The 21,297-nt window shown below is 66.1% G+C and carries 23 protein-coding genes; 11 read left to right on the top strand and 12 right to left on the bottom strand.

Annotation, left to right across the window (positions count from 1 at the left end; translation table 11 throughout):
- Nucleotides 1-31 precede the first annotated feature (31 nt).
- Nucleotides 32-274, bottom strand: a complete 243-nt coding sequence (locus tag AC3FKG_RS16260) for a hypothetical protein (RefSeq protein ID WP_276099722.1) — start codon at nt 272-274, stop codon at nt 32-34.
- On the bottom strand, nt 267-1,703 hold the full coding sequence (locus AC3FKG_RS16255) for an aldehyde dehydrogenase family protein (RefSeq protein WP_483710687.1): 1,437 nt from the start codon (nt 1,701-1,703) through the stop codon (nt 267-269). Before AC3FKG_RS16255 ends, AC3FKG_RS16260 begins: the two co-directional genes overlap by 8 nt.
- A gap of 227 nt (nt 1,704-1,930) precedes the next feature.
- On the opposite strand from AC3FKG_RS16255, the gene ppa reads away from it, so the two are divergent.
- Nucleotides 1,931-2,458: an inorganic diphosphatase gene (gene ppa, locus AC3FKG_RS16250; RefSeq protein ID WP_483710688.1), complete on the top strand. Its 528-nt coding sequence runs from the start codon at nt 1,931-1,933 to the stop codon at nt 2,456-2,458.
- Nucleotides 2,459-2,631: 173 nt separating this feature from the next.
- Nucleotides 2,632-3,207 (top strand): cytochrome b, encoded by a 576-nt coding sequence (locus tag AC3FKG_RS16245; RefSeq protein ID WP_483710689.1) that lies wholly within the window; start codon nt 2,632-2,634, stop codon nt 3,205-3,207.
- A 4-nt stretch (nt 3,208-3,211) separates the two neighbouring features.
- Here the strand turns inward: AC3FKG_RS16245 and AC3FKG_RS16240 are convergent, their stop codons facing one another.
- On the bottom strand, nt 3,212-4,459 hold the full coding sequence (locus AC3FKG_RS16240; RefSeq protein ID WP_488743552.1) for a GNAT family N-acetyltransferase: 1,248 nt from the start codon (nt 4,457-4,459) through the stop codon (nt 3,212-3,214).
- Between the two features lie 205 nt (nt 4,460-4,664).
- Between AC3FKG_RS16240 and AC3FKG_RS16235 the strand changes: the two genes are divergently transcribed.
- On the top strand, nt 4,665-6,713 hold the full coding sequence (locus tag AC3FKG_RS16235; RefSeq protein WP_488743551.1) for an NAD(+) synthase: 2,049 nt from the start codon (nt 4,665-4,667) through the stop codon (nt 6,711-6,713).
- A 12-nt stretch (nt 6,714-6,725) separates the two neighbouring features.
- Here AC3FKG_RS16235 and AC3FKG_RS16230 read toward each other — a convergent pair whose 3' ends face one another.
- Genes AC3FKG_RS16230 through AC3FKG_RS16220 form a run of 3 tightly spaced genes read right to left on the bottom strand, consistent with a single transcriptional unit; the run spans nt 6,726 to nt 8,347 of the window.
- Nucleotides 6,726-6,983, bottom strand: coding sequence for a hypothetical protein (locus AC3FKG_RS16230; RefSeq protein ID WP_488743550.1), 258 nt, complete (start codon nt 6,981-6,983; stop codon nt 6,726-6,728).
- A 19-nt stretch (nt 6,984-7,002) separates the two neighbouring features.
- Nucleotides 7,003-7,317 (bottom strand): DMT family transporter, encoded by a 315-nt coding sequence (locus tag AC3FKG_RS16225; protein ID WP_488743618.1) that lies wholly within the window; start codon nt 7,315-7,317, stop codon nt 7,003-7,005.
- Between the two features lie 40 nt (nt 7,318-7,357).
- The gene (locus AC3FKG_RS16220) at nt 7,358-8,347 is read right to left on the bottom strand and encodes an SLAC1 anion channel family protein (protein WP_488743549.1); all 990 of its coding nucleotides are present in this window, start codon (nt 8,345-8,347) and stop codon (nt 7,358-7,360) included.
- A 246-nt stretch (nt 8,348-8,593) separates the two neighbouring features.
- Here AC3FKG_RS16220 and AC3FKG_RS16215 point away from each other — a divergent pair, with 246 nt between their 5' ends.
- From AC3FKG_RS16215 to glnK, 3 genes are all read left to right on the top strand, one after another.
- Nucleotides 8,594-9,073 carry a hypothetical protein gene (locus AC3FKG_RS16215; RefSeq protein ID WP_488743548.1) on the top strand — a complete coding sequence of 160 codons (480 nt, stop codon included), beginning with the start codon at nt 8,594-8,596 and terminating at the stop codon, nt 9,071-9,073.
- Between the two features lie 5 nt (nt 9,074-9,078).
- The gene (locus AC3FKG_RS16210; protein ID WP_488743547.1) at nt 9,079-10,038 is read left to right on the top strand and encodes a GlxA family transcriptional regulator; all 960 of its coding nucleotides are present in this window, start codon (nt 9,079-9,081) and stop codon (nt 10,036-10,038) included.
- Between the two features lie 278 nt (nt 10,039-10,316).
- Entirely contained in the window at nt 10,317-10,655 is a 339-nt protein-coding gene (gene glnK / locus AC3FKG_RS16205) for a P-II family nitrogen regulator (protein ID WP_039011353.1), read from the top strand.
- A gap of 28 nt (nt 10,656-10,683) precedes the next feature.
- Here the strand turns inward: glnK and AC3FKG_RS16200 are convergent, their stop codons facing one another.
- The 3 genes from AC3FKG_RS16200 to trxB all read right to left on the bottom strand — a co-directional run bounded on the left by AC3FKG_RS16200 (nt 10,684) and on the right by trxB (nt 13,039).
- Nucleotides 10,684-11,325, bottom strand: a complete 642-nt coding sequence (locus AC3FKG_RS16200) for a trimeric intracellular cation channel family protein (protein ID WP_483710697.1) — start codon at nt 11,323-11,325, stop codon at nt 10,684-10,686.
- Nucleotides 11,325-11,999: a Smr/MutS family protein gene (locus tag AC3FKG_RS16195; protein WP_488743546.1), complete on the bottom strand. Its 675-nt coding sequence runs from the start codon at nt 11,997-11,999 to the stop codon at nt 11,325-11,327. Before AC3FKG_RS16195 ends, AC3FKG_RS16200 begins: the two co-directional genes overlap by 1 nt.
- Before the next feature lie 74 nt (nt 12,000-12,073).
- Entirely contained in the window at nt 12,074-13,039 is a 966-nt protein-coding gene (trxB, locus tag AC3FKG_RS16190; RefSeq protein ID WP_483710699.1) for a thioredoxin-disulfide reductase, read from the bottom strand.
- Between the two features lie 166 nt (nt 13,040-13,205).
- Here trxB and AC3FKG_RS16185 point away from each other — a divergent pair, with 166 nt between their 5' ends.
- The 3 genes from AC3FKG_RS16185 (at nt 13,206) to AC3FKG_RS16175 (ending at nt 16,712) form a co-directional block, all read left to right on the top strand.
- On the top strand, nt 13,206-15,530 hold the full coding sequence (locus tag AC3FKG_RS16185) for a DNA translocase FtsK (protein ID WP_483710700.1): 2,325 nt from the start codon (nt 13,206-13,208) through the stop codon (nt 15,528-15,530).
- A 145-nt stretch (nt 15,531-15,675) separates the two neighbouring features.
- The gene (lolA, locus tag AC3FKG_RS16180) at nt 15,676-16,314 is read left to right on the top strand and encodes an outer membrane lipoprotein chaperone LolA (protein WP_483710701.1); all 639 of its coding nucleotides are present in this window, start codon (nt 15,676-15,678) and stop codon (nt 16,312-16,314) included.
- 8 nt (nt 16,315-16,322) lie between these two features.
- Nucleotides 16,323-16,712, top strand: a complete 390-nt coding sequence (locus AC3FKG_RS16175) for a hypothetical protein (RefSeq protein ID WP_488743545.1) — start codon at nt 16,323-16,325, stop codon at nt 16,710-16,712.
- On the opposite strand, the gene AC3FKG_RS16170 is transcribed toward AC3FKG_RS16175, so the two are convergent.
- The gene (locus AC3FKG_RS16170) at nt 16,713-16,886 is read right to left on the bottom strand and encodes a hypothetical protein (protein WP_483710703.1); all 174 of its coding nucleotides are present in this window, start codon (nt 16,884-16,886) and stop codon (nt 16,713-16,715) included.
- A 223-nt stretch (nt 16,887-17,109) separates the two neighbouring features.
- On the opposite strand from AC3FKG_RS16170, the gene AC3FKG_RS16165 reads away from it, so the two are divergent.
- Both AC3FKG_RS16165 and AC3FKG_RS16160 read left to right on the top strand, forming a co-directional pair.
- Nucleotides 17,110-17,523, top strand: a complete 414-nt coding sequence (locus AC3FKG_RS16165; protein ID WP_483710704.1) for a hypothetical protein — start codon at nt 17,110-17,112, stop codon at nt 17,521-17,523.
- Between the two features lie 142 nt (nt 17,524-17,665).
- Nucleotides 17,666-18,709 carry a Fe(3+) ABC transporter substrate-binding protein gene (locus AC3FKG_RS16160; RefSeq protein ID WP_483710705.1) on the top strand — a complete coding sequence of 348 codons (1,044 nt, stop codon included), beginning with the start codon at nt 17,666-17,668 and terminating at the stop codon, nt 18,707-18,709.
- A 16-nt stretch (nt 18,710-18,725) separates the two neighbouring features.
- Here AC3FKG_RS16160 and AC3FKG_RS16155 read toward each other — a convergent pair whose 3' ends face one another.
- Complete coding sequence (locus AC3FKG_RS16155; RefSeq protein WP_488743544.1) at nt 18,726-19,400, bottom strand: hypothetical protein; 675 nt, start codon at nt 19,398-19,400, stop codon at nt 18,726-18,728.
- 186 nt (nt 19,401-19,586) lie between these two features.
- A complete protein-coding gene (locus AC3FKG_RS16150; protein WP_488743543.1) occupies nt 19,587-21,230 on the bottom strand; it encodes an ABC transporter permease in 1,644 nt (547 codons plus the stop codon).
- Nucleotides 21,231-21,297 lie beyond the last annotated feature (67 nt).

Below are 21,297 nucleotides of genomic sequence, written 5' to 3'. Positions count from 1 at the left end.
GTTTGTTATGTCGTGCGGCGCTTCAGGGTGCTCAATGCGCGAACGGCCCGCGCCCGCGCAAGGCATTCGCCACCATCATCACCGCCAGCAGGAACGGAAGCGCCACATACAGGCACCAGTGCACGCGATCGCCCACGGTATCGCCCCACTTGCGCTTGAAGACCTGCAGGCGCGGCATGCCGGATGGGTTGGTGGCGCGCTTGTTCTTCACATGCCAGGCCATCCAGAAAAAGAAGATGGCAAAGGCGATCGACAGGAAATTGATGTTACCCATGTTGAATGGCAATGGTTTTCAGGGTGGTAAAGGCGTAGAGGGCTTCGAAGCCCTTTTCGCGGCCGTAGCCGGACTGGCCGGTGCCGCCGAAGGGCAACTCCACGCCGCCGCCGGCACCGTAGTTGTTGATAAAGACCTGGCCCGCGCGCAGCTTGCGCGCCAGGCGAAGCTGCCGCCCGCCGTCACGTGTCCACAATCCCGCCACCAGGCCGTACGGCGTACCGTTGGCCAGGGCGATGGCTTCGGCTTCTGAGTCGAACGGCATCGCAGCCAGCAGCGGGCCGAACACTTCCTCCTGCGCCAGCCGGTGCGCGGGCGGGACATCGCGGAACAGCATCGGCACCTGGTAGTAGCCGGACTCCGGCGCTTCTCCGACGATCTGGCCCTGCGCCATCACGGCGATGCCGGCGTGCTGCGCATCGGAGACGAAGTCCCACACGCGCTGCTGCTGCTTGCGGCTGATCAGCGGGCCGCATTCCAGGTCCAGCTCCGAAGGGCCGACCCGCAGCGATTCGAACACCGATGCGAGCCGGTCCAGCAGCGCATTGTAAAGCGGGCGCTCCACCAGCACGCGGCTGCCCGCCGAGCAGGTCTGGCCGGCGTTCTGGATGATGCCGTTGACGATCACCGGCACCAGCGCATCCACATCGGCATCGGCAAAGATGATCTGCGGCGACTTGCCGCCCAGTTCCAGCGTGACCGGCACATGGTTCTCGGCGGCAAGCTGGGCCACCTGCTTGCCGGTCTGCGGCGAGCCGGTGAACGAGATGTGGTTGATGCCCGGGTGGCGCGCCAGCGCGGCGCCAGCCTCATGGCCGTAGCCGGTGACGATATTGAGCGCGCCTTCGGGCAGGCCGGCCTCGGCGGCAATTTCGGCCACGCGCAGCAACGACAGGCAGGCGTCCTCGGCCGGTTTGACCACGCAGGCGTTGCCGGTGGCCAGCGCCGCGCCGACGCTGCGGCCAAAGATTTGCAGCGGGTAGTTCCACGGGATGATGTGGCCCGTCACGCCATGTGGCTCGCGCAGCGTGAGCACCGTGTAGCCCGGGTTGTACGGAATGGTCTGGCCGTGCAGCTTGTCGACCGCACCGGCGTAGAACTCGAAGTAGCGGGCCACGGCGCGCGCATCGGCGCGGGCCTGTCGTAACGGCTTGCCGGTGTCGCGGGCTTCGAGCGCGGTCAGCTCTTCTTCGTGGGCGATCAGCGACAGCGCCACGCGGTTGAGCAGGCGCACGCGCTCGGCCGGCGCCATGGCGCCCCAGGCGCCATCGGCCGCTTGCCGCGCGGCGTGCACCGCGACGTTGATGTCAGTGGCGTTGCCGCGGGCGATCTCGGCAAAGGGTTCGCCGCTGGACGGGTCGAACACCTTGATGCGCAGGCCGTTGTCGGGCGCGATCAGGCGGTTGGCAACGAAATGCTGGGCATGCATGCGGGGTCTCCGGGAGGCTTGCGCGGGGTTTCCGGTGCGAATATGGACGAATCGGGACCGATCGGGACAAATCGGCGTGGCTCGGAATTCAGCGCTGGCTGAAGAATTCGCCATTATCGCGCAGCCCGGGCGGCGCGCAAGGCACGGTCTTTGTCAGCCTCGGGTCAGGGGCGAGCCGCTATAATGCCCGCCATCCATAAACACACCGCAGGCATCTGGAGAATCGCATGAGCTTCAATCTCGTCTCCCCGGGCAAGGACATCCCCAACGATTTCAACGTCATCATCGAGATTTCCGCCCAGAGCGATCCGGTGAAGTACGAGGCCGACAAGGAAACCGGCCTGCTGTTCGTGGACCGCTTTATCGGCACCGGCATGCGCTATCCGGCCAACTACGGCTTCATTCCGCAGACGCTGTCGGGCGACGGCGACCCGGTGGATGTGCTGGTGCTGAGCCCGTTCCCGATCCTGGCAGGCGCCGTGGTGCGCTGCCGTGCACTCGGCATGCTCAAGATGACCGACGAGTCGGGCGTGGACGCCAAGCTGGTCGCCGTGCCCCTGGACAAGCTGTCGCCGGCCACCGCCTTCATGAAGGGCCTGTCGGACGTGCCGCAGAACCTGCTCGACCAGATCAAGCACTTCTTCGAGAACTACAAGGCACTGGAGGCCGGCAAGTGGGTCAAGGTGGAAGGCTGGGCCGGCATCGAGGAAGCGCACAAGGAAATTACCGACGGCGTCGCGAACTTCAAGAAGTAATGTAATTGCCGCCAGCCTGGCAATTTATGCGTCGTTCTCGCGCAAACCTGAACAGCTGCTGAACGAACCCCGCCACGGCGGGGTTTTTTATTGCGAGAAAGCTGACCGTCGGCAAGCCGTGCAACCGGACGTGGGAGTACGCTATCGGTATCCCTAAAATCACAGGAGTCCCTATGAACCGCCTGCAGAGCGTGCCTGGTGCCATCGATTTTTCCGGAACCGCGCGCCGCTACGATGGACTGGCCATTTTCTTCCACTGGACGGTGTTCCTGCTGGTCGCCGTCGCCTATGCGGCAATCGAGCTGAAAGGCTTCGCCGGCAAGGGCACGCCGGCCCGGTCGCTGGCCATGGCAACGCATGAGTGGGCTGGCGTGCTGGTTCTTGTGCTGGCCGTGCCGCGCCTGCTGTGGCGTCTTGTGCATGGTGCGCCGACGGCGGAACCGGGGCCGCGCTGGATGCACTGGGCAGGGGAGGCGATGCACTGGGTGCTGTACCTGTATATCGTGGCCCAGCCGATCCTTGGCCTGCTCGCCCTCAATGCCGGCGGCCACCTGCTGGCGCTGCCCGCGCTCGGCATCGAGATTCCGGCGCTCGTGGGACCTGACCAGGCGCTGAAGAACCAGGTCAAGGAGATTCACGAAACGCTGGGAACGGCGTTCTATCTCGTGATCGGCTTGCACGCCATGGCGGCGCTGTTCCACCACTACATGCTGGGGGACAACACCCTGCGCCGCATGTGGCGGCGCTGAGCCGTCAGTCCCGCTGGGCGAACGGCGTGCGCTCGTTCAGTTCGTCCAGGTAGGCATCGATGCCTTCGCGTTCGCGTACCAGGAAGCGCTCCACGGCGTCGGCAAAGGCCGGATGCGCGAGCCAGTGCGCCGAGCGCGTGGGCACGGGCAGGAAGCCCCGGGCCATCTTGTGCTCGCCCTGCGCGCCGCCTTCAAAGGTGCCGATGCCGTGGCGGATGCAGAACTCCAGCGGCTGGTAGTAAGCGGTCTCGAAGTGCAGGCACGGGTGATACTCCAGCGCGCCCCAGTAGCGTCCGTACAGCGTGCTGATGCCCGGCGTATCGTCATAGACGAGCAGTGAGCTGGCGATCGGCTGCCCCGCGCGCTCGGCGATCACCAGCAGCAGGTGCTGGGGCATGGCCGCACCGATGCGCCGGAAGAAATCCAGGTTCAGGTACGGCGTCGAGTGGTGCTCGCGGTAGGTCTGGCGGTAGCAGCGGTTGAAGAAGCGCCAGGCCTCGTCGTCGATCTGCGTGCCGCGCAGGTGGCGGAAGGTGATGCCGGCTTCGGCTACATGGCGGCGCTCGGCGCGGATGTTCTTGCGCTTCTTTTGCGACAGCGTGGCGAGGAAATCGTCGAAGCTCGCATATCCCGTATTGGTCCAGTGAAACTGCACTCCATGCCGCATCATCATGCCGGCCTGTTCCATCAGGTCGGCCTCGGCATCGTTGGGGAACAGGACGTGCAGCGATGACATCCCGCTGTCCGCCGCCAGTGCCAGCGCGAGCTGCAGCAGCATCCGTCGCGCGTCGGTGTTCCCGGCGAGCAGCCGCGCGCCGCGCACGGGCGAAAACGGGATGGCCGACAACCACTTCGGGTAGTACTCCAGGCCATTGCGCGCGTAGGCATCGGCCCAGGCCCAGTCAAACACGTACTCGCCATACGAATGCGCCTTCGCGTACAGCGGCATGGCGCCCGCGAGCCTTTCCGGCTGGCCGTTGGCAGCGGGTGCCCACAGGGTGAGATAGCGCGGATTCCAGCCCGTGTCTGCGCAGGCGCTGCCGCTGGCATGCAGCGCGTGCAGGAAGGCGTGGCGCAGGAAAGGGGTGGCGTCAGGATCGGTGGCGACCAGGGCATCCCAGGTATCCGCAGCGATTTCGGCGAGATCCGAGACGATCTCGGTCCGGTAGTCCCGCATGCTGCCAGGCTCAGGCGGTCCCGCGGCTTGCCGCGTGTCGAGTGCGTCGCCCTGGTTGCAAGATTCCGACTGCATTGCGCCTGATTCCCTGTCTCCAACGATCGGGCCGAGTCTACCGGAAACCGCCCGATACCGCCGCACGCCGCTCCTGCCGCAGCGTCGACGTGCGCTGCGTCGTAAAATGGCGCATGGCCGTCACAGTGCGGCCCCCAGATTCCCCGATGCCGCCGGCCCACGCCGGCCCACGCCGGCGCGCTGCAGACGCCGGCAAAGGCCCGATATGAAGAATCCGTTTTTCAACCTGTATTCCCACGGCTTTGCGCGCGTGGCGGTGGGCGTGCCGGTCTGCCGCGTGGCCGACCCGGCCTTCAATGCGGCCGAAACCATCGCGCTGGCGACGCAGGCGGCAAAGCAGGGCGCCGTGCTGGTCGCGTTCCCGGAACTCGGACTCCCGGCCTATACCTGCGACGACCTGTTCCACCAGCGTGCGCTGCTGGATGCCTGCGAAGCGGCGCTCGGCACGATCGTCGACGCCTCGCGCAAGCTGTCGGCGGCGCTGATCGTGGGCATGCCGCTGCGCGTCGAACACCAGTTGTTCAACTGCGCCGTGGTGGTGGCGCGGGGCCGCGTGCTGGGCGTGGTGCCGAAGTCCTACCTGCCGAACTACTGGGAATTCTACGAGGCACGCCAGTTCAGCGAAGCCGACAATGCGGCCACCGATTCCGTCCGCCTGCTCGGCCAGGACGTGCCATTCGGCGCCGGATTGCTGTTCGAGATCGAAGACATTCCGTTCTTCCGCTTCCATGCCGAGATCTGCGAAGACGTGTGGGTGCCGGTCCCGCCGTCGTCGTTCGCCGCGCTGGCGGGTGCCACGGTGCTGGTCAACCTGTCGGCGTCGAATATCGTGATCGGCAAGGCGGGCTACCGGCACCAGCTCGTGTCGCAGCAATCGGCGCGTTGCCTGGCGGCTTACCTCTATACCTCCGCCGGCAAGGGCGAGTCTTCCACCGACCTGGCGTGGGACGGCCAGGCGCTGATCTGCGAGAACGGCGAACTGCTGGCCGAATCCGAGCGCTTTGCCGATACCTCCCACCTGCTGTTCGCCGACGTGGACGTCGAACGCCTGTCGCGCGAGCGCATGCACCAGGTCACCTTCGGGCACTCGGTGCGCCGGCACAAGGCCGAGGTGGACAAGTTCCGCGTGGTCCATTTTGCGCTGGATGTGTCGCTGGACAAGGCGCTGCCGCTGGACCGCAAGGTCGCGCGCTTCCCTTACGTGCCGGCCGACCCGCGCCAGCGCGACGAGCGCTGCCACGAGGTCTACAACATCCAGGTGCAGGCGCTGGTGCAGCGGCTGTCTGCGAGCAAGATTTCAAAGGTGGTGATCGGCGTGTCCGGCGGGTTGGATTCCACGCACGCGCTGCTGGTGTGCGCCAAGGCGATGGACCGCCTGGGGCTGCCGCGCTCGAACATCCTGGCCTACACCATGCCGGGCTTTGCCACCAGCGAGCGCACGCTGAGCCAGGCGCGCCAGCTGATGGAACTGGTCGGCTGCACGGCGCGCGAGATCGATATCCGCCCGAGCTGCCAGGCGATGCTGAAGGACCTGGACCATCCCTACGCACGCGGCGAGAAGGTCTATGACGTGACCTTCGAGAACGTGCAGGCCGGCGAGCGCACCAACCACCTGTTCCGGCTGGCCAACCACAACGGCGCGATCGTGATCGGCACCGGCGACCTCAGCGAACTGGCGCTGGGCTGGTGCACCTACGGCGTGGGCGACCATATGTCGCACTACAACGTGAATGCCAGCGTGCCCAAGACGCTGATCTCGCACCTGGTGCGCTGGGTGGCGGAAACCGGGCAGGTCGGGGAAGGCGGTTCGGATGTGCTGATCAACGTGCTGGATACGGATATCAGCCCGGAACTGGTGCCCGGCGATTCGAACCACGGCCCGGAGCAGAAGACCGAAAGCACCATCGGTCCGTATGAGCTGCAGGACTTCAATCTCTACTACACGCTGCGTTTCGGCTTTGCGCCGTCGAAGATCGCCTTCCTGTCGCTGCATGCCTGGGGCGACCGCGAGCGCGGCATCTGGCCCAATGGCCCGCATGTGGCGCGCAACCAGTACGGCCTGCCCGATATCAAGCGCAACCTGGCGATCTTCCTGGACCGCTTCTTCCGCACCAGCCAGTTCAAGCGCTCGTGTATCCCGAACGCGCCCAAGGTGGGCTCGGGCGGTTCGCTTTCTCCGCGGGGCGACTGGCGTGCCCCGAGCGACTCGGAATCGGTGGTGTGGCTCAAGGACCTGGAGAAGGTGCCCGACTGAGGCGCTAGCCGGTTAGGCGGCCGGCGGAGTTTCGAAGCTGCCGGCCAGCAGGTCCTGGCGGAAAGCCATGAGCCAGTCGGCGGTTTCATCGAGCGGGTAGGCCTGCTGCCTGCCGCTGGCGAGGCAGTTGACCACGGCATATCCGTAGATGCCGGCCGGGTCGGCCTGCTGCCGTTCGCGGCCAGTCAGGCGGAACGCCGCGTTGGTCCCCTCATGGCTGTGCACCAGGGCCTGGAACAGCACCCGTTCGGCGGTTTCGATCAGTGGCATGGGGTTGTTGTCGGTCGGGTCACGATACGTCGGCCGAGAGCAGCTTCAGCCCGATCACGCCGCAGAGGATGAGCGCGACGCAGCCGATGCGAGCCGGCGATACCGGCTCGCCCAGCCATGCCATCCCCAGTACGGCCGTGCCCGCTGCGCCGATGCCGGTCCAGACCGCGTAGGCCGTCCCCACCGGCAAGGCCCGCAAGGCGAGCGTTAGCAGCATGATGCTGCTGAGTCCGGTGAGCACGGCAAACAGGCTTGGCCACGGCCGGCTGAAGCCGGCGGACCATTTCATGCCAAAGGCGAAGGCGATTTCCAGCACGCCGCCAGCAAGATCCAGGACATCTTGGCAAAAGCTCGGGTTTGACACGGATCGAACATCAGCCGACCAGCAGGCGGTGCGTGAACAGGCGGTGCAGCGTGCGGACAAACAGCACGGCGATAGCAAGGGTCAGCAGCGCCAGGATGACCGCGGCCACGATATGCAGCATGCCGGTATCCGCATGATGCGCGTACTTCAGCGCGGCGTTGGACAGTGCGGCCATCGGGAAGCTGATGGCCCACCACGACGCGGCAAACGGCACCGAGCGGCGGAACACCTTGGCCGCGAGCACCACGAACAGGAACAGGCCGAAGTAGAACAGCAGGGCGGCGAACATGTCGACATGCTGCGTGACGTTGACGTAGGCCAGGAAGCCGACCTCGAACGGCGCGATCAGGATGATCAGCGAAGGCACCATGCCGGCGGGGAGGGGGTCATGGTGGACCAGGCGCGAGAAGATCATCGCGAAGAACACCAGCGCCATCACGGCACCGACCGACACCGCGAACAGGTTCACCTCCGGCGCCCAGGCCATCGGCATGGTGCCTCCGGCCACCGCGATATCGAGCGTCGCCACCCCGGGAATGAGCCAGGCCGGCCCGACATGCGCGGGGTCGCCCTTGCCGCGGAACAGGCGGCTCGCGATCACATAGGTCAGCGCGATGGTAAGCACCGAACCGATGGTCCACACGACCTGGCCAAGCGTCTCGCTGTAGACGCCGACCACCGACGACAGCAACAGGATGGCAATGGTGATGGTGCCGAAGAAGTTGCCGGCGACCGGATGGTTGAACTCGGCCTTGACGGCGGCCGGGTACAGGCGCCACTTGGCCAGGTAGCCGATCGCCAGCGCCACGAACGTGATCACGGCCACCACGCCGATGACATCGGCAATGGCGGGGCTCGTGCCAAATACCTTGCTCGCGCCGCGCCATGCCAGCGACAGGCCTGACAGGCCCATGACGGCGCCGAACAGGTTGACCGGGAGATACTGGACCGAACTGCGCTGGAGGGGCGCCGCGGCGGCGGGATTGGCTGCAATAGTCATGGTGCTTCGTCTGCCTCTTTGGGTTGCCGAGCGCGTCGCATCGGCGGTGGAACGACCCTGGGCAAATTTCCGGAATGGAGAGGTGCCCCTGGTGCAATGCATTATGGAAAAAGCATGAGCTGACTTAAAGCGGCTAGTTACGGCAATTCCTGCCAATCCGTGAATGCTCTCGGCCAACCGCGTTTTCGCTGCCGGCGGGCCCTCTAGACTGCGCTTCGTCTCCGTTGAAAGGGCTCGGGAAGCGATATGAAAATCAGGAAGTCGAGAGGTGCCAGGTTCACCTGGGTGGTGTTGTGCTGTCTGGGACTTGCCGCTTGTATCCAGGCACCGATCCAGCGCTATGAAGGCAGCCACGCGCTGCGTGAAGGCCGGGGCGGAGCGCGGGAAAGCGTGGGCGGCATTGATATCTGGACGCGCGGTGAACCGTCGGGTCCGTACGAAGTGCTGGCTTACACGACGGTGGAGAGTCCCGACGGCTGGATCGGGGGCCGTATCCTGCTTTCACGGGTGGCGGAACGCGTGCGAGCGGCCGGCGGCGATGCCGCCGGCCTGGGCGCAGAGCGCGGCCGCGTGGACAGCACGCCGCTGGATCGGGGCCGGACTTTGCTGGAGGGGCGGCGTGTCGTGGAGATTACGATCGTGCGTTATCGGACCCGTGCCGAAGGCACGGAACGGGCGGGATGGCCGAAATTGACTAAGCTTTCAAAACCGGAATTCGCCGCCTGACCGTCATGAAGATCGCTGTCCTTGCGTTTCCCGGCGTCCAGATGCTGGACCTGGCCGGCCCCATCGATGTCTTCCACGAAGCGGCGCGCCAGGCGGGCGAGCCCGGGGCCTATGCATTCGAGATCGTGTCGCCGGTGCCCGGCGTGCTGCGTGCGTCGAACGGCATGACCATCACGCCCGACACCACGCTGGAAACCAGCAGCCCGGATATCGACACCCTGCTGATCGCCGGCAGCCCGCACGTCAGCCTGTTCGAGAACGACAGCGCAATCGGAGCCTGGCTGAACCGCTATGCCCATACGGTGCGGAGGCTCGGCTCCGTATGCTCCGGGGCCATGCTGCTGGCCCACGCCGGCCTGCTGGACGGGCGCAGCGCGACCACGCACTGGAATTCCACGGAACGCCTGTCCCGGCAGTTTCCTCAGGTCCGGGTGCAGCCGGACCGGATCTATGTGAAGGACGGCAACCTGTACACCTCCGCGGGCGTCACGGCCGGGCTGGACCTGGCGCTGGCCATGGTCGAGGAGGATTTCGGGCGCACCGTGGCGCTGAAGGTCGCGCGCGAGTTCGTGATGTTCCTGAAGCGGCCTGGTGGCCAGTCCCAGTTCAGTGCGCACCTTGCCGCGCAGAGCGCGGAAAAGAGCGCGATCCGGGATGTGCAGAACTGGGTGGTCGAGAACCTCGCGGAGCGGCTGTCGGTGGAGAGCCTGGCCGAGCGAGCCGGCATGAGCACGCGCAACTTCGCGCGGATCTTCAAGCAGGAATGCCAGGTCACGCCGGCGGATTTCGTCGAGAGCGCGCGCATCGACGCGGCCAGACGCCTGCTCGAGGAAACGCGCAATCCGCTCAAGCGCGTCGCGGCTCTGACAGGCTTCAACGACCCGAACAGCCTGCGCCGCGCGTTTATCCGGCGGCTGGGCGTGTCACCAGCCGACTACCGCAGGCGCTTTCGCGCGACGGCATAGCCGAAACTATCCACATACCGTCCACAGGGGATCCACAGGGGATCCACAACTTGTGCCACCGGTTCATCACAAGGTTGCCCACAAGGTTATCCACAGCCATGTGGCGCGCGAGGCTGCCGAGTCACGCGCGTGCCAGCGCACCTTGCGCATGCATTGAACGGCGCACGCCATCGATAGGCCGCGTCAATGGCTGGTAAAATGCCAAGCGAACCACGCCCTGTGCGCGCCCGTTGCGCGCCGGCGGCGCGTTACCCAACGACTATAACCAGGGGCCAGTCATGAAGCAGATTACCGCCATCATCAAACCGTTCAAACTCGACGAAGTGCGCGAATCGCTCGCGGATGTTGGCGTGACGGGGCTGACGGTGACCGAAGTGAAAGGATTTGGCCGCCAGAAGGGGCATACCGAGCTGTATCGCGGCGCCGAGTATGTGGTCGACTTCCTGCCGAAGATCAAGATCGAGGTCGTGGTCGCCGAAAACCAGCTCGACACCGTGCTGGACGCGATCGTCAAGGCCGCGCATACCGGCAAGATCGGCGACGGCAAGATCTTCGTGACGGAGATCGAGCGCGTCATCCGTATCCGTACCGGCGAGCAGGACGAAGCGGCGGTCTGATGCATGCGCCGGGCGCCGCCGCCAGGCGTCAGCTCGGCAGTTTCCAGCCGTAGCGCACTGACACCAGCCGCATCGCGATGATGCTCAGTGCGCCGGTAAGCAGCGCGGCTTCCTGCTGCACCTGCAGCCAGGTCAGCCCCATATAGGCCCAGCAGCCCACGAACGAGCATGTCGCGTAGGGCGAGCGGTCGCGCAGGATCATCGGGACTTCATTGCACAGCACGTCCCGCACCACCCCGCCGAACACGGCCGAGATGATGCCCATCATGACCGCCACGGTCGGCGTCATCTGCGCCACCAGCGCCAGCGAGGCGCCCGTCACCGAGAACAGGCCCAGGCCGATCGCATCCGCCACGATCATGGCGCGCTCCGACGCCACGCGGCTGACCACGCGCAACACCAGCGACGCGCCGACCGACATCGCGAAGATCAGCAGTACATAGCCTTCGTGCTCGACCCAGTAGAACGGGCGGCGATCAAGCAGGACGTCGCGCACCGTGCCGCCGCCAAAGGCGGTGGCGAACGCTACGACGAAGGTGCCGACCACGTCCAGGCGCTGCTTGCGCGCGTCGACCACGCCCGATACGGCAAACGAAAGCATGCCGATCACCTCCATCACATGGAGGATCAGGGGCAGGCGCCCCATCAGCAATTCGAGCGGAAGGTGCATCAGGCGCGCGGCTGGCGCAACAGGACCATCAGCGCGCCGGCGCCGCCCAGGGACTCGCGAGCCTGCACGAAAGCGATCACTTCCTCTTTCTGCACCAGCCAGCTGCGGACCTTGCCTTTCAGGACGGGCAGCTTGTCGGGCGAGCCGATGCCCTTGCCGTGGATCACGCGCACGCAGCGCACGCCGTTGCGTACCGAGCGGCGCAGGAATTCCGACAGCGCTTCGCGCGCTTCGTCGCTGCGCAGGCCGTGCAGGTCGACCTTGTCCTGCGGCACCCACTCGCCACGGCGCAGCTTGCGCACGACATCCATGCCGATGCCGGGGCGGCGGAAAGACAGGGACTCGTCGGTTTCCAGCAGCATGTCGACATCGTATTCATCGGACAGGGACGCTTCCAGCACGGCCTTGTCGTTGCGCTGGGTTTGCACCGGAATCGGGGCGGGGCGGGGACTCGGAAGAGTGGCGTGATTGCGCTCGCGCAACTGGCTGACGTGGCCCACGCTACTGCGAAAGACATCGGCTTCCGCGCGCGCGCGTTCCGCGGCCTGTTCGGCGGCGAGCCGTTCGGCTTCGCGGCGCTCGGTATCGGCCTTGAGGGTTTTGCGCAGCCCGGCCAGGTCATTCAGGCCAAAGCGCTTGGTCGGACGGTCGGGTTTGCTGGCGCCGTGCGTCATGGAATTCTCCGGGGGCTCGGCGCCAATTATATCGGCAGGGGGAGGGCCCGGCCGGTCGGCCGGGCCGCAGGGGCTTACTTGAGGGCTTCGATAAAGCGCTGGGCGTCCAGCGCGGCCATGCAGCCCGTGCCGGCGCTGGTGATGGCCTGGCGGTAGACGTGGTCCTGCACGTCGCCGGCCGCGAACACGCCCGGCACGCTGGTGGCGGTGGCATCGCCGGTGAGGCCCGACTTGGTGATCAGGTAGCCGTTCTCCATCGCCAGCTGGCCGACGAAGAGGTCGGTATTGGGCTTGTGGCCGATGGCGATGAACACGCCGGCAAGCTTGATCTCTTCGGCCTCGCCCGACTTTGCGCCGCGGATGCGCATGCCGGTCACGCCGGATTCGTCGCCCAGCACTTCGTCCAGCACGCTGTCGTAACGGATCTCGACGCGGCCTTCCTTCACGCGCTGCAGCAGGCGGTCAACCAGGATCGGCTCGGCCCGGAAGCTGTCGCGGCGGTGAACCACGGTGACCTTGCTGGCGATGTGGGACAGATACAACGCTTCTTCCACGGCGGTATTGCCGCCGCCGACCACGGCCACTTCCTGGTTCTTGTAGAAGAAGCCGTCGCAGGTGGCGCAGGCGGACACGCCGCGGCCCATGAACGATTCCTCGGACGGCAGGCCCAGGTACTGCGCCGAGGCGCCAGTGGCGATGATCAGCGCGTCGCAGGTGTACTCGCCGGCGTCGCCGATCAGGCGGAACGGGCGGGCCGGGTTGCCGCTTTCATCCGTCAGCTTCGCCGTGTGGATGTGATCGAAGATGATGTCGGTCTTGAATTCTTCCGCGTGGGCCAGCAGGCGCTGCATCAGTTCGGGGCCTTGCACGCCCTTGGCGTCGCCGGGCCAGTTCTCGACATCCGTGGTGGTCATCAGCTGGCCGCCTTGCGCCAGACCGGTGATCAGCACCGGCTCCAGGTTGGCGCGGGCTGCGTAGACAGCGGCGGTGTAGCCGGCGGGACCGGATCCGAGAATCAGCACTTTTGCGTGTTTTGCCATGATGCGTTCCTGTGGCGGTGCGCCATGCTGCGCACCGGCATTGCTCGAAACCGTCATTATAAGAGGAGCCGCATTTGCCCACTGTTGCAAATTCCAATGGCGGCGATAGGGCCGCGCCACGTTAAAATGGCCGCCACCATCACCTGCAAGCGAACCAGACCAAGGCATGGCCAGAGCAACCACCACCACCCGGACGGACCCGTCGGCGCTGCCTTCGCGCATCGGCAAACTGCTTGGCGAAGTGCGCTGGTTCCTGCTGCTGGCCGTCACGCTGGGCTTCCTTTGCGTGCTGGCCAGCTACAGCAAGACCGACCCCGGCTGGTCGCACGCCAACCAGGTGGCAGATATCCACAACCTCGGTGGCCGCGTGGGCGCCTGGGTATCGGATGTGCTGTTCTTCATCTTCGGTTTCTCGGCCTACTGGCTGGCCGTGTTGCTGGTGCGCCGCTGCTGGCGCGGCTGGCGCACGCTGACCGCGGAACTGCCCGAGCGCGAGGAGCATCGCCAGGGCGTGACGGTGAGCTGGATCGGCTTCGCGCTGACGCTGTTTTCCAGCATGGGCCTGGAAGCCATCCGCATGTATCCGCTGCGGGCCGCGCTGCCGCGCGCGCCTGGCGGCGTGCTGGGCGACCTGCTCGGCGGCTGGCTGCAGACCGCGCTGGGCTTTACCGGCGCCACGCTGCTGTTGCTGCTGATGCTGGCCATCGGCCTGTCGCTGTTCTTCCATTTCTCCTGGCTGACGGTGGCCGAACAGATCGGTGGCTTTGTCGAGTCCCTGTTCCTGGGCTTCAAGGCCCGGCGTGAAAGCAAGCAGGACCGCATCATCGGCGAAGCCGCCAAGGTGGAACGCACCGAGACCGTGGAGGTGCAGCGCGTGCGCATCGAGGAAGCGCAGCCGGTACAGATCGTGCGCCCGCAGGCGGTGCCCAAGCACGAGCGCGTCGAGCGCGAGAAGCAGCAGCCGCTGTTCGCCGATATCCAGGATTCGGACCTGCCGCCGCTGGCGCTGCTCGACCCGATCCCGCCGCACCAGGAAACCGTCAGTGCCGAAACGCTGGAATTCACCTCGCGCCTGATCGAGAAGAAGCTCAAGGACTTCGGCGTCGAGGTTAAGGTGGTGGCCGCCTATCCGGGCCCGGTGATCACGCGCTATGAAATCGAACCCGCTACCGGCGTGAAGGGCAGCCAGGTGGTGAACCTGGCGCGCGACCTGGCGCGTTCGCTGTCGCTCGTGTCGATCCGCGTGGTCGAGACCATTCCGGGCAAGAACTACATGGGGCTGGAGCTGCCAAATCCGAAGCGCCAGACCGTGCGCCTGTCGGAAATTCTCGGCTCGCAGGTCTACAACGAAAGCGCCTCGAGCCTGACCATGGCGCTGGGCAAGGATATCGCCGGCAAGCCGATGGTGGCCGACCTGGCCAAGATGCCGCATTGCATGGTGGCCGGCACCACGGGCTCGGGCAAGTCGGTCGGGATCAACGCCATGATCCTGTCCCTGCTCTACAAGGCCAAGCCCGAAAGCGTTCGCCTGATCCTGATCGACCCGAAGATGCTGGAAATGAGCGTCTACGAAGGCATTCCGCATCTGCTGTGCCCGGTCGTGACCGATATGCGCCAGGCCGGCAACGCGCTGAACTGGGCCGTCGGGGAAATGGAGCGGCGCTACAAGCTGATGAGCAAGCTCGGCGTGCGCAACCTGGCCGGCTACAACAAGAAGATCGACGAGGCTGCGGCCAAGGAAGAAAAGATTCCGAACCCGTTCAGCTTGACGCCGGACGCACCAGAGCCGCTCGACAAGCTGCCGACCATCGTCATCGTCATCGACGAACTGGCCGACCTGATGATGGTCGTGGGCAAGAAGGTCGAGGAATTGATCGCACGGATCGCGCAGAAGGCGCGTGCCGCGGGACTGCACCTGGTGCTGGCCACGCAGCGCCCGTCGGTCGACGTGATTACCGGCCTGATCAAGGCCAACGTGCCGACGCGCATCGCGTTCCAGGTCAGCAGCAAGATCGACTCGCGCACCATCCTCGACCAGCAGGGCGCGGAAGCGCTGCTTGGCATGGGTGACATGCTCTACCTGGCCCCGGGCACCGGCATGCCGGTGCGCGTCCACGGTGCCTTTGTCTCTGACGACGAAGTGCACCGCGTGGTGGAAAAGCTCAAGGAAGGCGGCGAAGCCAATTACATCGAAGGCATCCTGGAAGGCGGCCTCACCGAAGGCGACAGCGGTACGGACGGCTTTGGCGGCGGCGCGGGCATCGGTGGCGGCGGTGGCGAAGCCGATCCGCTCTACGACCAGGCCGTGGAAGTCGTGCTGAAGAACCGCCGCGCGTCGATCTCGCTGGTGCAGCGCCACCTGCGCATCGGCTACAACCGCGCGGCTCGCCTGCTGGAGGATATGGAGAAAGCCGGGCTGGTTTCGGCCATGTCGGGCAACGGCAACCGGGACATCCTTGCAGCGCCGGGCGCCGCAAGGGAAGATGACTGAGCGCCGCATCGGTAACATGCAGTTACCCGGCAAGTGGCGCCGGGCGGAATCCAGCGCCGCTCCAGCGCTCTAACCAGACAGGTTGCACCGCCGCGGCAGATACGCAGGCGGTGCGGCGCCTCTTCCATCAGCAAGGATCTGATACATGCGAAATCGCATTCTCGTGTCGGCCTGCGCAGCGCTGGCCGTATTTGCCCTGCACATGCCCACGGCCCTGGCCGCCGCCACCGACCAGCTCCACAGCTTCGTTTCCGGCGTCAAAAGCGCGAAGGGCGAATTCACGCAGCGCCAGGTCAAGGGACAGGGCGACACGCTCAAAGTTACCGGCACATCGAGCGGCAGCTTTGTGTTCTCGCGCCCGGGCAAGTTCACCTGGCATTACGCCAAGCCCTACGAGCAATTGCTGCAGGCTGACGGCCAGACGCTCTACATCTACGACAAGGACCTGAACCAGGTCACCGAGCGCAAGCTTGACGGCGCGCTGGGCTCCAGCCCGGCGGCCATCCTGTTCGGCAGCAACGACTTCGAGAAGAACTTCACCGTGAAGAACGGCCCCACGCGCGACGGCGTGGAGTGGCTGGAAATGACGCCCAAGTCGAAGGACACGCAGTTCGAACGCATCGGCATCGGCTTCAAGGGCGGCAACCTTGAGGCGATGGAGTTGCGCGACGCCTTCGGCAACACGACGCTGCTCACATTCTCTGCGATGCAGAAGAACCCGCCATTGCCGGCGGATGCGTTCCGGTTCACGGTGCCCAAGGGCGCCGACGTGATGAAGCAATGAGGCGCGCCATGTCTGCACTGAAACCGGTGTTTTCCGCCCTGGTTGTCGTATCCGGGCTGTCCGCCTGCGCGACGACGGGAGGCGGCAAGTTCGATGTCGATTCCTTCCTGCGGGCTTCCGACACGGCGCTGCCGGAAGTGCTCGGCAACCAGACCTTCCTGTCCGCGACGCGCGTGCCCGCGAACGAGTGCGCGACCATGCTGCAATCGGCCAGCACCGGCGTGCTGGAAGACCTGCCGCCCAGCAGCAGTGCAAGCGGCCCGGCCTGGGTGCTGCATCCCGCTGGTGCGCCCGGCAAGGTCTGGCTCGTCACCAGTGAAGCCGGCGGCGAGCGGACCTGTCACGGCCCGCTGCCCGCCGATGCAATGAAGGCCCTGGTCGACCGGGCCAAGGGCTGATCAGCTAGCCGTGCTGCCCATGTGCGCGTAGCGCTGGCGCGGCACCGGCAGCGCCTTGAGTTGCTCGCGCCGGATGCGGATCGCTTCGGCGTCGCCGCGCTTGATGGCGGTGCGAAGCTTGAGTACGGCTTTGCGATATTGCTTCTTCTTTCGAACCCTGGTGGTGATGGCCATGGCAGGCAGTCTCCGTCTGGTGAGAAAAGCAGTGGGACGGCCGGGGCAGCCGGCACGACCGTACGTGCCATGGTACTGCCGGCGATTCATGCGGGCGGTCGCTGCCCAAAAGATTCAGATCGGCTTGCCAGGAAACTGAATGCCGGTCGACCCTGTCCCACCATAGAGGTCGCGGAAACAAAGGGTCGCGACAGACTGAAGTTATCGGACCAAGGAAAAGAATATGCTCTCCGTCCTTCGTCGGCGTGCACTACACACGCTAGCCTTCGCAGCGGCGCTTGGCGCACTGGGCGCCGGTTGCGCGGCGGCGCCATCAGCATCCTCCTCGGGGAGCGCCAGCCCTGTCACGACCGCAGGGGCTACCAGCCCGGCCCAGGGACCCTCCCAAGGCCCCACGCGCAGCCCGACAGGCCCGCAGGGCGCGCTGGGTTCGCCGGAAGGCTGCCAGGCCGACAAGCTTGGCGACGACAGCCTGGTCGGCAAGACCGAGGCCGAGGCCATCGCAATGCTGCAAGGCTGCGCATGGCGACTGGGCGAGCGCGATGGCCAGCAGTATCCCGGCACCATGGACTACAACCCGCAGCGCCGCACGCTCGGCATCACGTCAGGCAAGGTGGCGTGGGTCCGTCGCGGCTAGTTGCCCACCGCTGCTCCTGAGCAGCGTCAAACATGACACAAATGTAATTTGACCGCCTAAACGGGAATGATTATTTTTTCGGCTCTATCCGAATAAGCAAGGCGAGCCAGGGCTGGTTCGCCGCCATCACTGGGGAAGAGCCATGCGTGTCACCGCCACTATTTGTCGTCTGCTGCCCTGGTCCGCAGCGCTTGCCGTCCTGATGCAGCCGCTTGCCGCGACCGCGCAGGAAAAGGTCCTCAACCTCTACACGGCGCGCCACTATCAGACCGACGAGGCGCTTTACGCCAATTTCACCAGGCAGACCGGCATCAAGATCAACCGCATCGAAGGACAGGAGGATCCGCTGCTGGAGCGCATCCGAAGCGAGGGCGCCAACAGCCCGGCGGACGTGTTCATCACGGTGGACATCGGCCGCCTGTGGCGCGCGCAGCAGGCGGGCGTGTTCGCGCCGGTGAAGTCAACGGTGCTGGCGTCTCGCATTCCTGCGAACTACCGCGATCCTTCGGGCGAGTGGTTCGGCTTTTCCGCGCGGGCGCGCGTGATTGCCTACAACAAGACGGCCGTGAAGCCTGGCGATATCGGCCGCTATGAGGACCTGGCCGACCCGAAGTGGAAGGGCAAGGTGTGCACGCGCTCCGGCGGGCATGTCTATAACCTGTCGCTGGTCTCGAGCCTGATCGCGCACGATGGCGAGGCCAGGACCGAGCAATGGGCCCGCGGCGTCGTGGGCAACCTGGCGCGCGCGCCCAAGGGCGGCGACACCGACCAGCTCAAGGCCGTGGCCGCCGGCGAATGCGATGTGGCCATCGCCAATACTTACTACATCGCCCGCATCATGAAATCGACCAGGCCCGAGGACAAGGCCGTGGCCGACAAGCTTGGCGTGGTCTGGCCGAACCAGGGCAGCCAGGGCGCGCATATGAACATCTCCGGCGGCGGCATGCTCAAGCACGCGCCCAACAAGGAGGCGGCCGTCAAATTCCTGGAATACCTGGCCAGCGACGACGCGCAGCGCTACTTTGCCGACGGCAACAATGAGTGGCCGGTGGTGCCGGGCCTGAAGGCCGCCAATCCCGCGCTCGAGGCCATGGGCCCGTTCAAGGCGGATGCCATCAACGTGGGCGAACTCGGCAAGTACCAGCCGCAGGCCCAGAAACTGCTGGACCGCGCGGGCTTCAAGTAATCGCTCGGATCGGCTCTCAGAGCAGGAAGCGCTTGTTGCCGGTCACCTCGGTCGGCTCGACCTTGCGGAAGGTGAGCTTCACGCTGCTGTCGAGGCGCCGGCCGGCCTGTTTGCGCCGCAACGCGCGTTGGATCAGGCCCTTGTGCCCCACGGTCCCCTCTGCGTAGGGCTGGCCGCTGCCGATTTCCAGCGCCCCGGCGGCCAGTGCGGCATTGCGCTCGGCCGCGCTCTTTTCCAGCAGCTTGTCGAGTGCCAGCCGCGCGCGCACCTGCGCCGCCAGTCCGGCATCGGATGGATTGGCGCGGGCGCGGTCGGCATCCCGCGGCAACTGCACCTTGCCGGCCAGCCGTCGCAGCGCCGCGCGCAGCTCGGCGCCATCCATCTTGTTGTCCATGACAATCCCGACCGCGTCATGACGGAGCAGCGGTTCGGCATCGGCCATCCTGCGCAGCAGCACGGCCGGCAGGCCGGGTGCGCTCAACTGGCGCGAGCGGCGGATGGCGTTGATCGTGATGCGCCGGATCTGCGGGTTGGCATGATCGGCCAGGTCGGCGAGCACGCGCTGTGCGGTGCCTGGCGAGTCGATCATTTCGGCCAGCTGGCCGGCCAGGGAAACTTCCTCCACGCTGCTGAGCCTGCCCTTGCCAACCAGCCGGTTCATCTTGAAGACCAGAAAGTGATACTTCAGCATAATTCCCCAAGGCGATCTGTGGCCGCGTGGTGGGTGGCGACGTCTGGCCGGCCCAGCCCTTAGCCTTGTCTGTTGTCCCCGGACGATGGAAATTTCACGTGGCGAGAAGGCGCGTTCGCCATCAAGGGAATCCGGATCCGGGCCAAGCCCGGATATCGGCAGCCTGCGTTCCGGACTTGAGGGAAATCAGGAATCCGCGCCCCGGCGAATCGTTCGCGACAGCAGCACCACCGGCAACAGCCCCACGGCGACGATGACCAGCGACGCCGTTGCGGCCTCGCTCAGGCGTTCGTCGGAGGCCAGGTTGTAGGCCTGGACCGCGAGCGTATCGAAATTGAACGGGCGCATGACGAACGTGGCCGGCAGCTCCTTCATTACGTCGACAAACACGATCAGCGCAGCAGTCAGCAGGCTGCCGCGCAGCATCGGCAAATGGACGCGGCGCAAGGTGGCGGCCGGGCCGTGGCCAAGGCTGCGGGCCGCGGCGTCCATGCTGGGCGTGATCTTGCCCAGCCCCGCATTGACGGTCTGCAGCGCGACGCCCAGGAAACGCACGAGCAGCGCATAGACCAGCGCGGCAATGCCACCGGTCAGCAGCAGGCCGGCCGCAATGCCGAACTGCTGCTGCAGCCAGCCCGACAAGGCGTTGTCGAGCCACGCCACCGGCACCAGCACGCCGACCGCGATCACGGAGCCTGGCAGCGCATAGCCCATGCCGCAGAGTCGCGTCAGTCCGCGCACCAGCCAGCCGCGACGGGCGTTGGCGGCGCGTCCCGCATAACCGATCGCCAGCGCGATGACGACGGCGACCAGCGCCGTGGTGCCGGCCAGCAGCACGCTGTTGCGGATCAGGCCGAAAAAGCGCGGGCCGAGCTGCGCATCGCCATCGGTCAGCGCCATGCGGCACAGCATCAGCGCCGGCATCAGGAAACCCAGCAGCATCGGCGCCGCGCAGGCGAGCAACGCCAGCCAGCCACGCACGCCGGGGAGCGGGTCAGCCGGCGCCCTGCGCTGGTTGCCGTAGACCTGTGCGCGCCCACGGCTGGCGCGCTCTGCCAGCAGGATCGCCATGACAAAGGCCAGCATGCAGGCCGACAACTGTGCGGCGGCGGTCTTGTCGCCGAGCGAGAACCACGCGCGGTAGATTCCGGTCGAGAACGTCGGGATGGCAAAGTAGGCGACCGTGCCGAAATCCGCGAGTGTTTCCATCATCGCCGGCGCGGTGCCGGCCACGATGCCGGGCCGCGCCAGCGGCAGCATCACGCGCCACAGGCGGCTGCACGTGCCATGGCCGAGCAGCCGGGCGGCTTCGAGCGTGTTTTGCGTCTGCTGGAGGAAAGCCGCGCGCGCGGTCAGGTAGACATAGGGATAAAGCACCAGCGAGAACAGCGCGATGGCGCCGCCCAGCGAGCGGATCTCGGGGAACCAGTACTCGCGCGCCTTCCAGCCCGTGAGCGCGCGCACCCAGGCTTGCACCGGGCCGGCGAACTGCAGCGCGTCGGTGTAGGCGTAGGCGACCACGTAGGCCGGCATGGCCAGCGGCAGCACCAGCGCCCACTCCATCAGACCGCGTCCGGGAAAACGGTAGGTCGTCACCAGCCAGGCCGATGTCACGCCAAGCCCCAGCACGCCGCAGGCCACGCCGAGCAGCAGCCACAGCGTGTTGGCGACATACTCGGCCAGCACCGTGTCGACGAGGTGGCGCCAGGTCTCGCTGGCCGGAGCCAGCACGCTGGCGGCCACGAACACGATGGGCACGGCCACGAGCAACGCCATGGCGAGCGCGGCAAGGGTCAGCGGATGCAGGCGGCGATGACGGAGCAGTAGCATGCGGACGGCGCGCTGGGCGACTGGAACAGCCGGCCATTCTAGCAACGTGGGCGTCGTGCGGGCCACA

The sequence above is a fragment of the Cupriavidus sp. 22TCCZM04-2 genome, from assembly GCF_057798895.1.
Note: the sequence above shows the minus strand (reverse complement) of the source record. Positions and strands in the feature narration are given on the sequence as shown.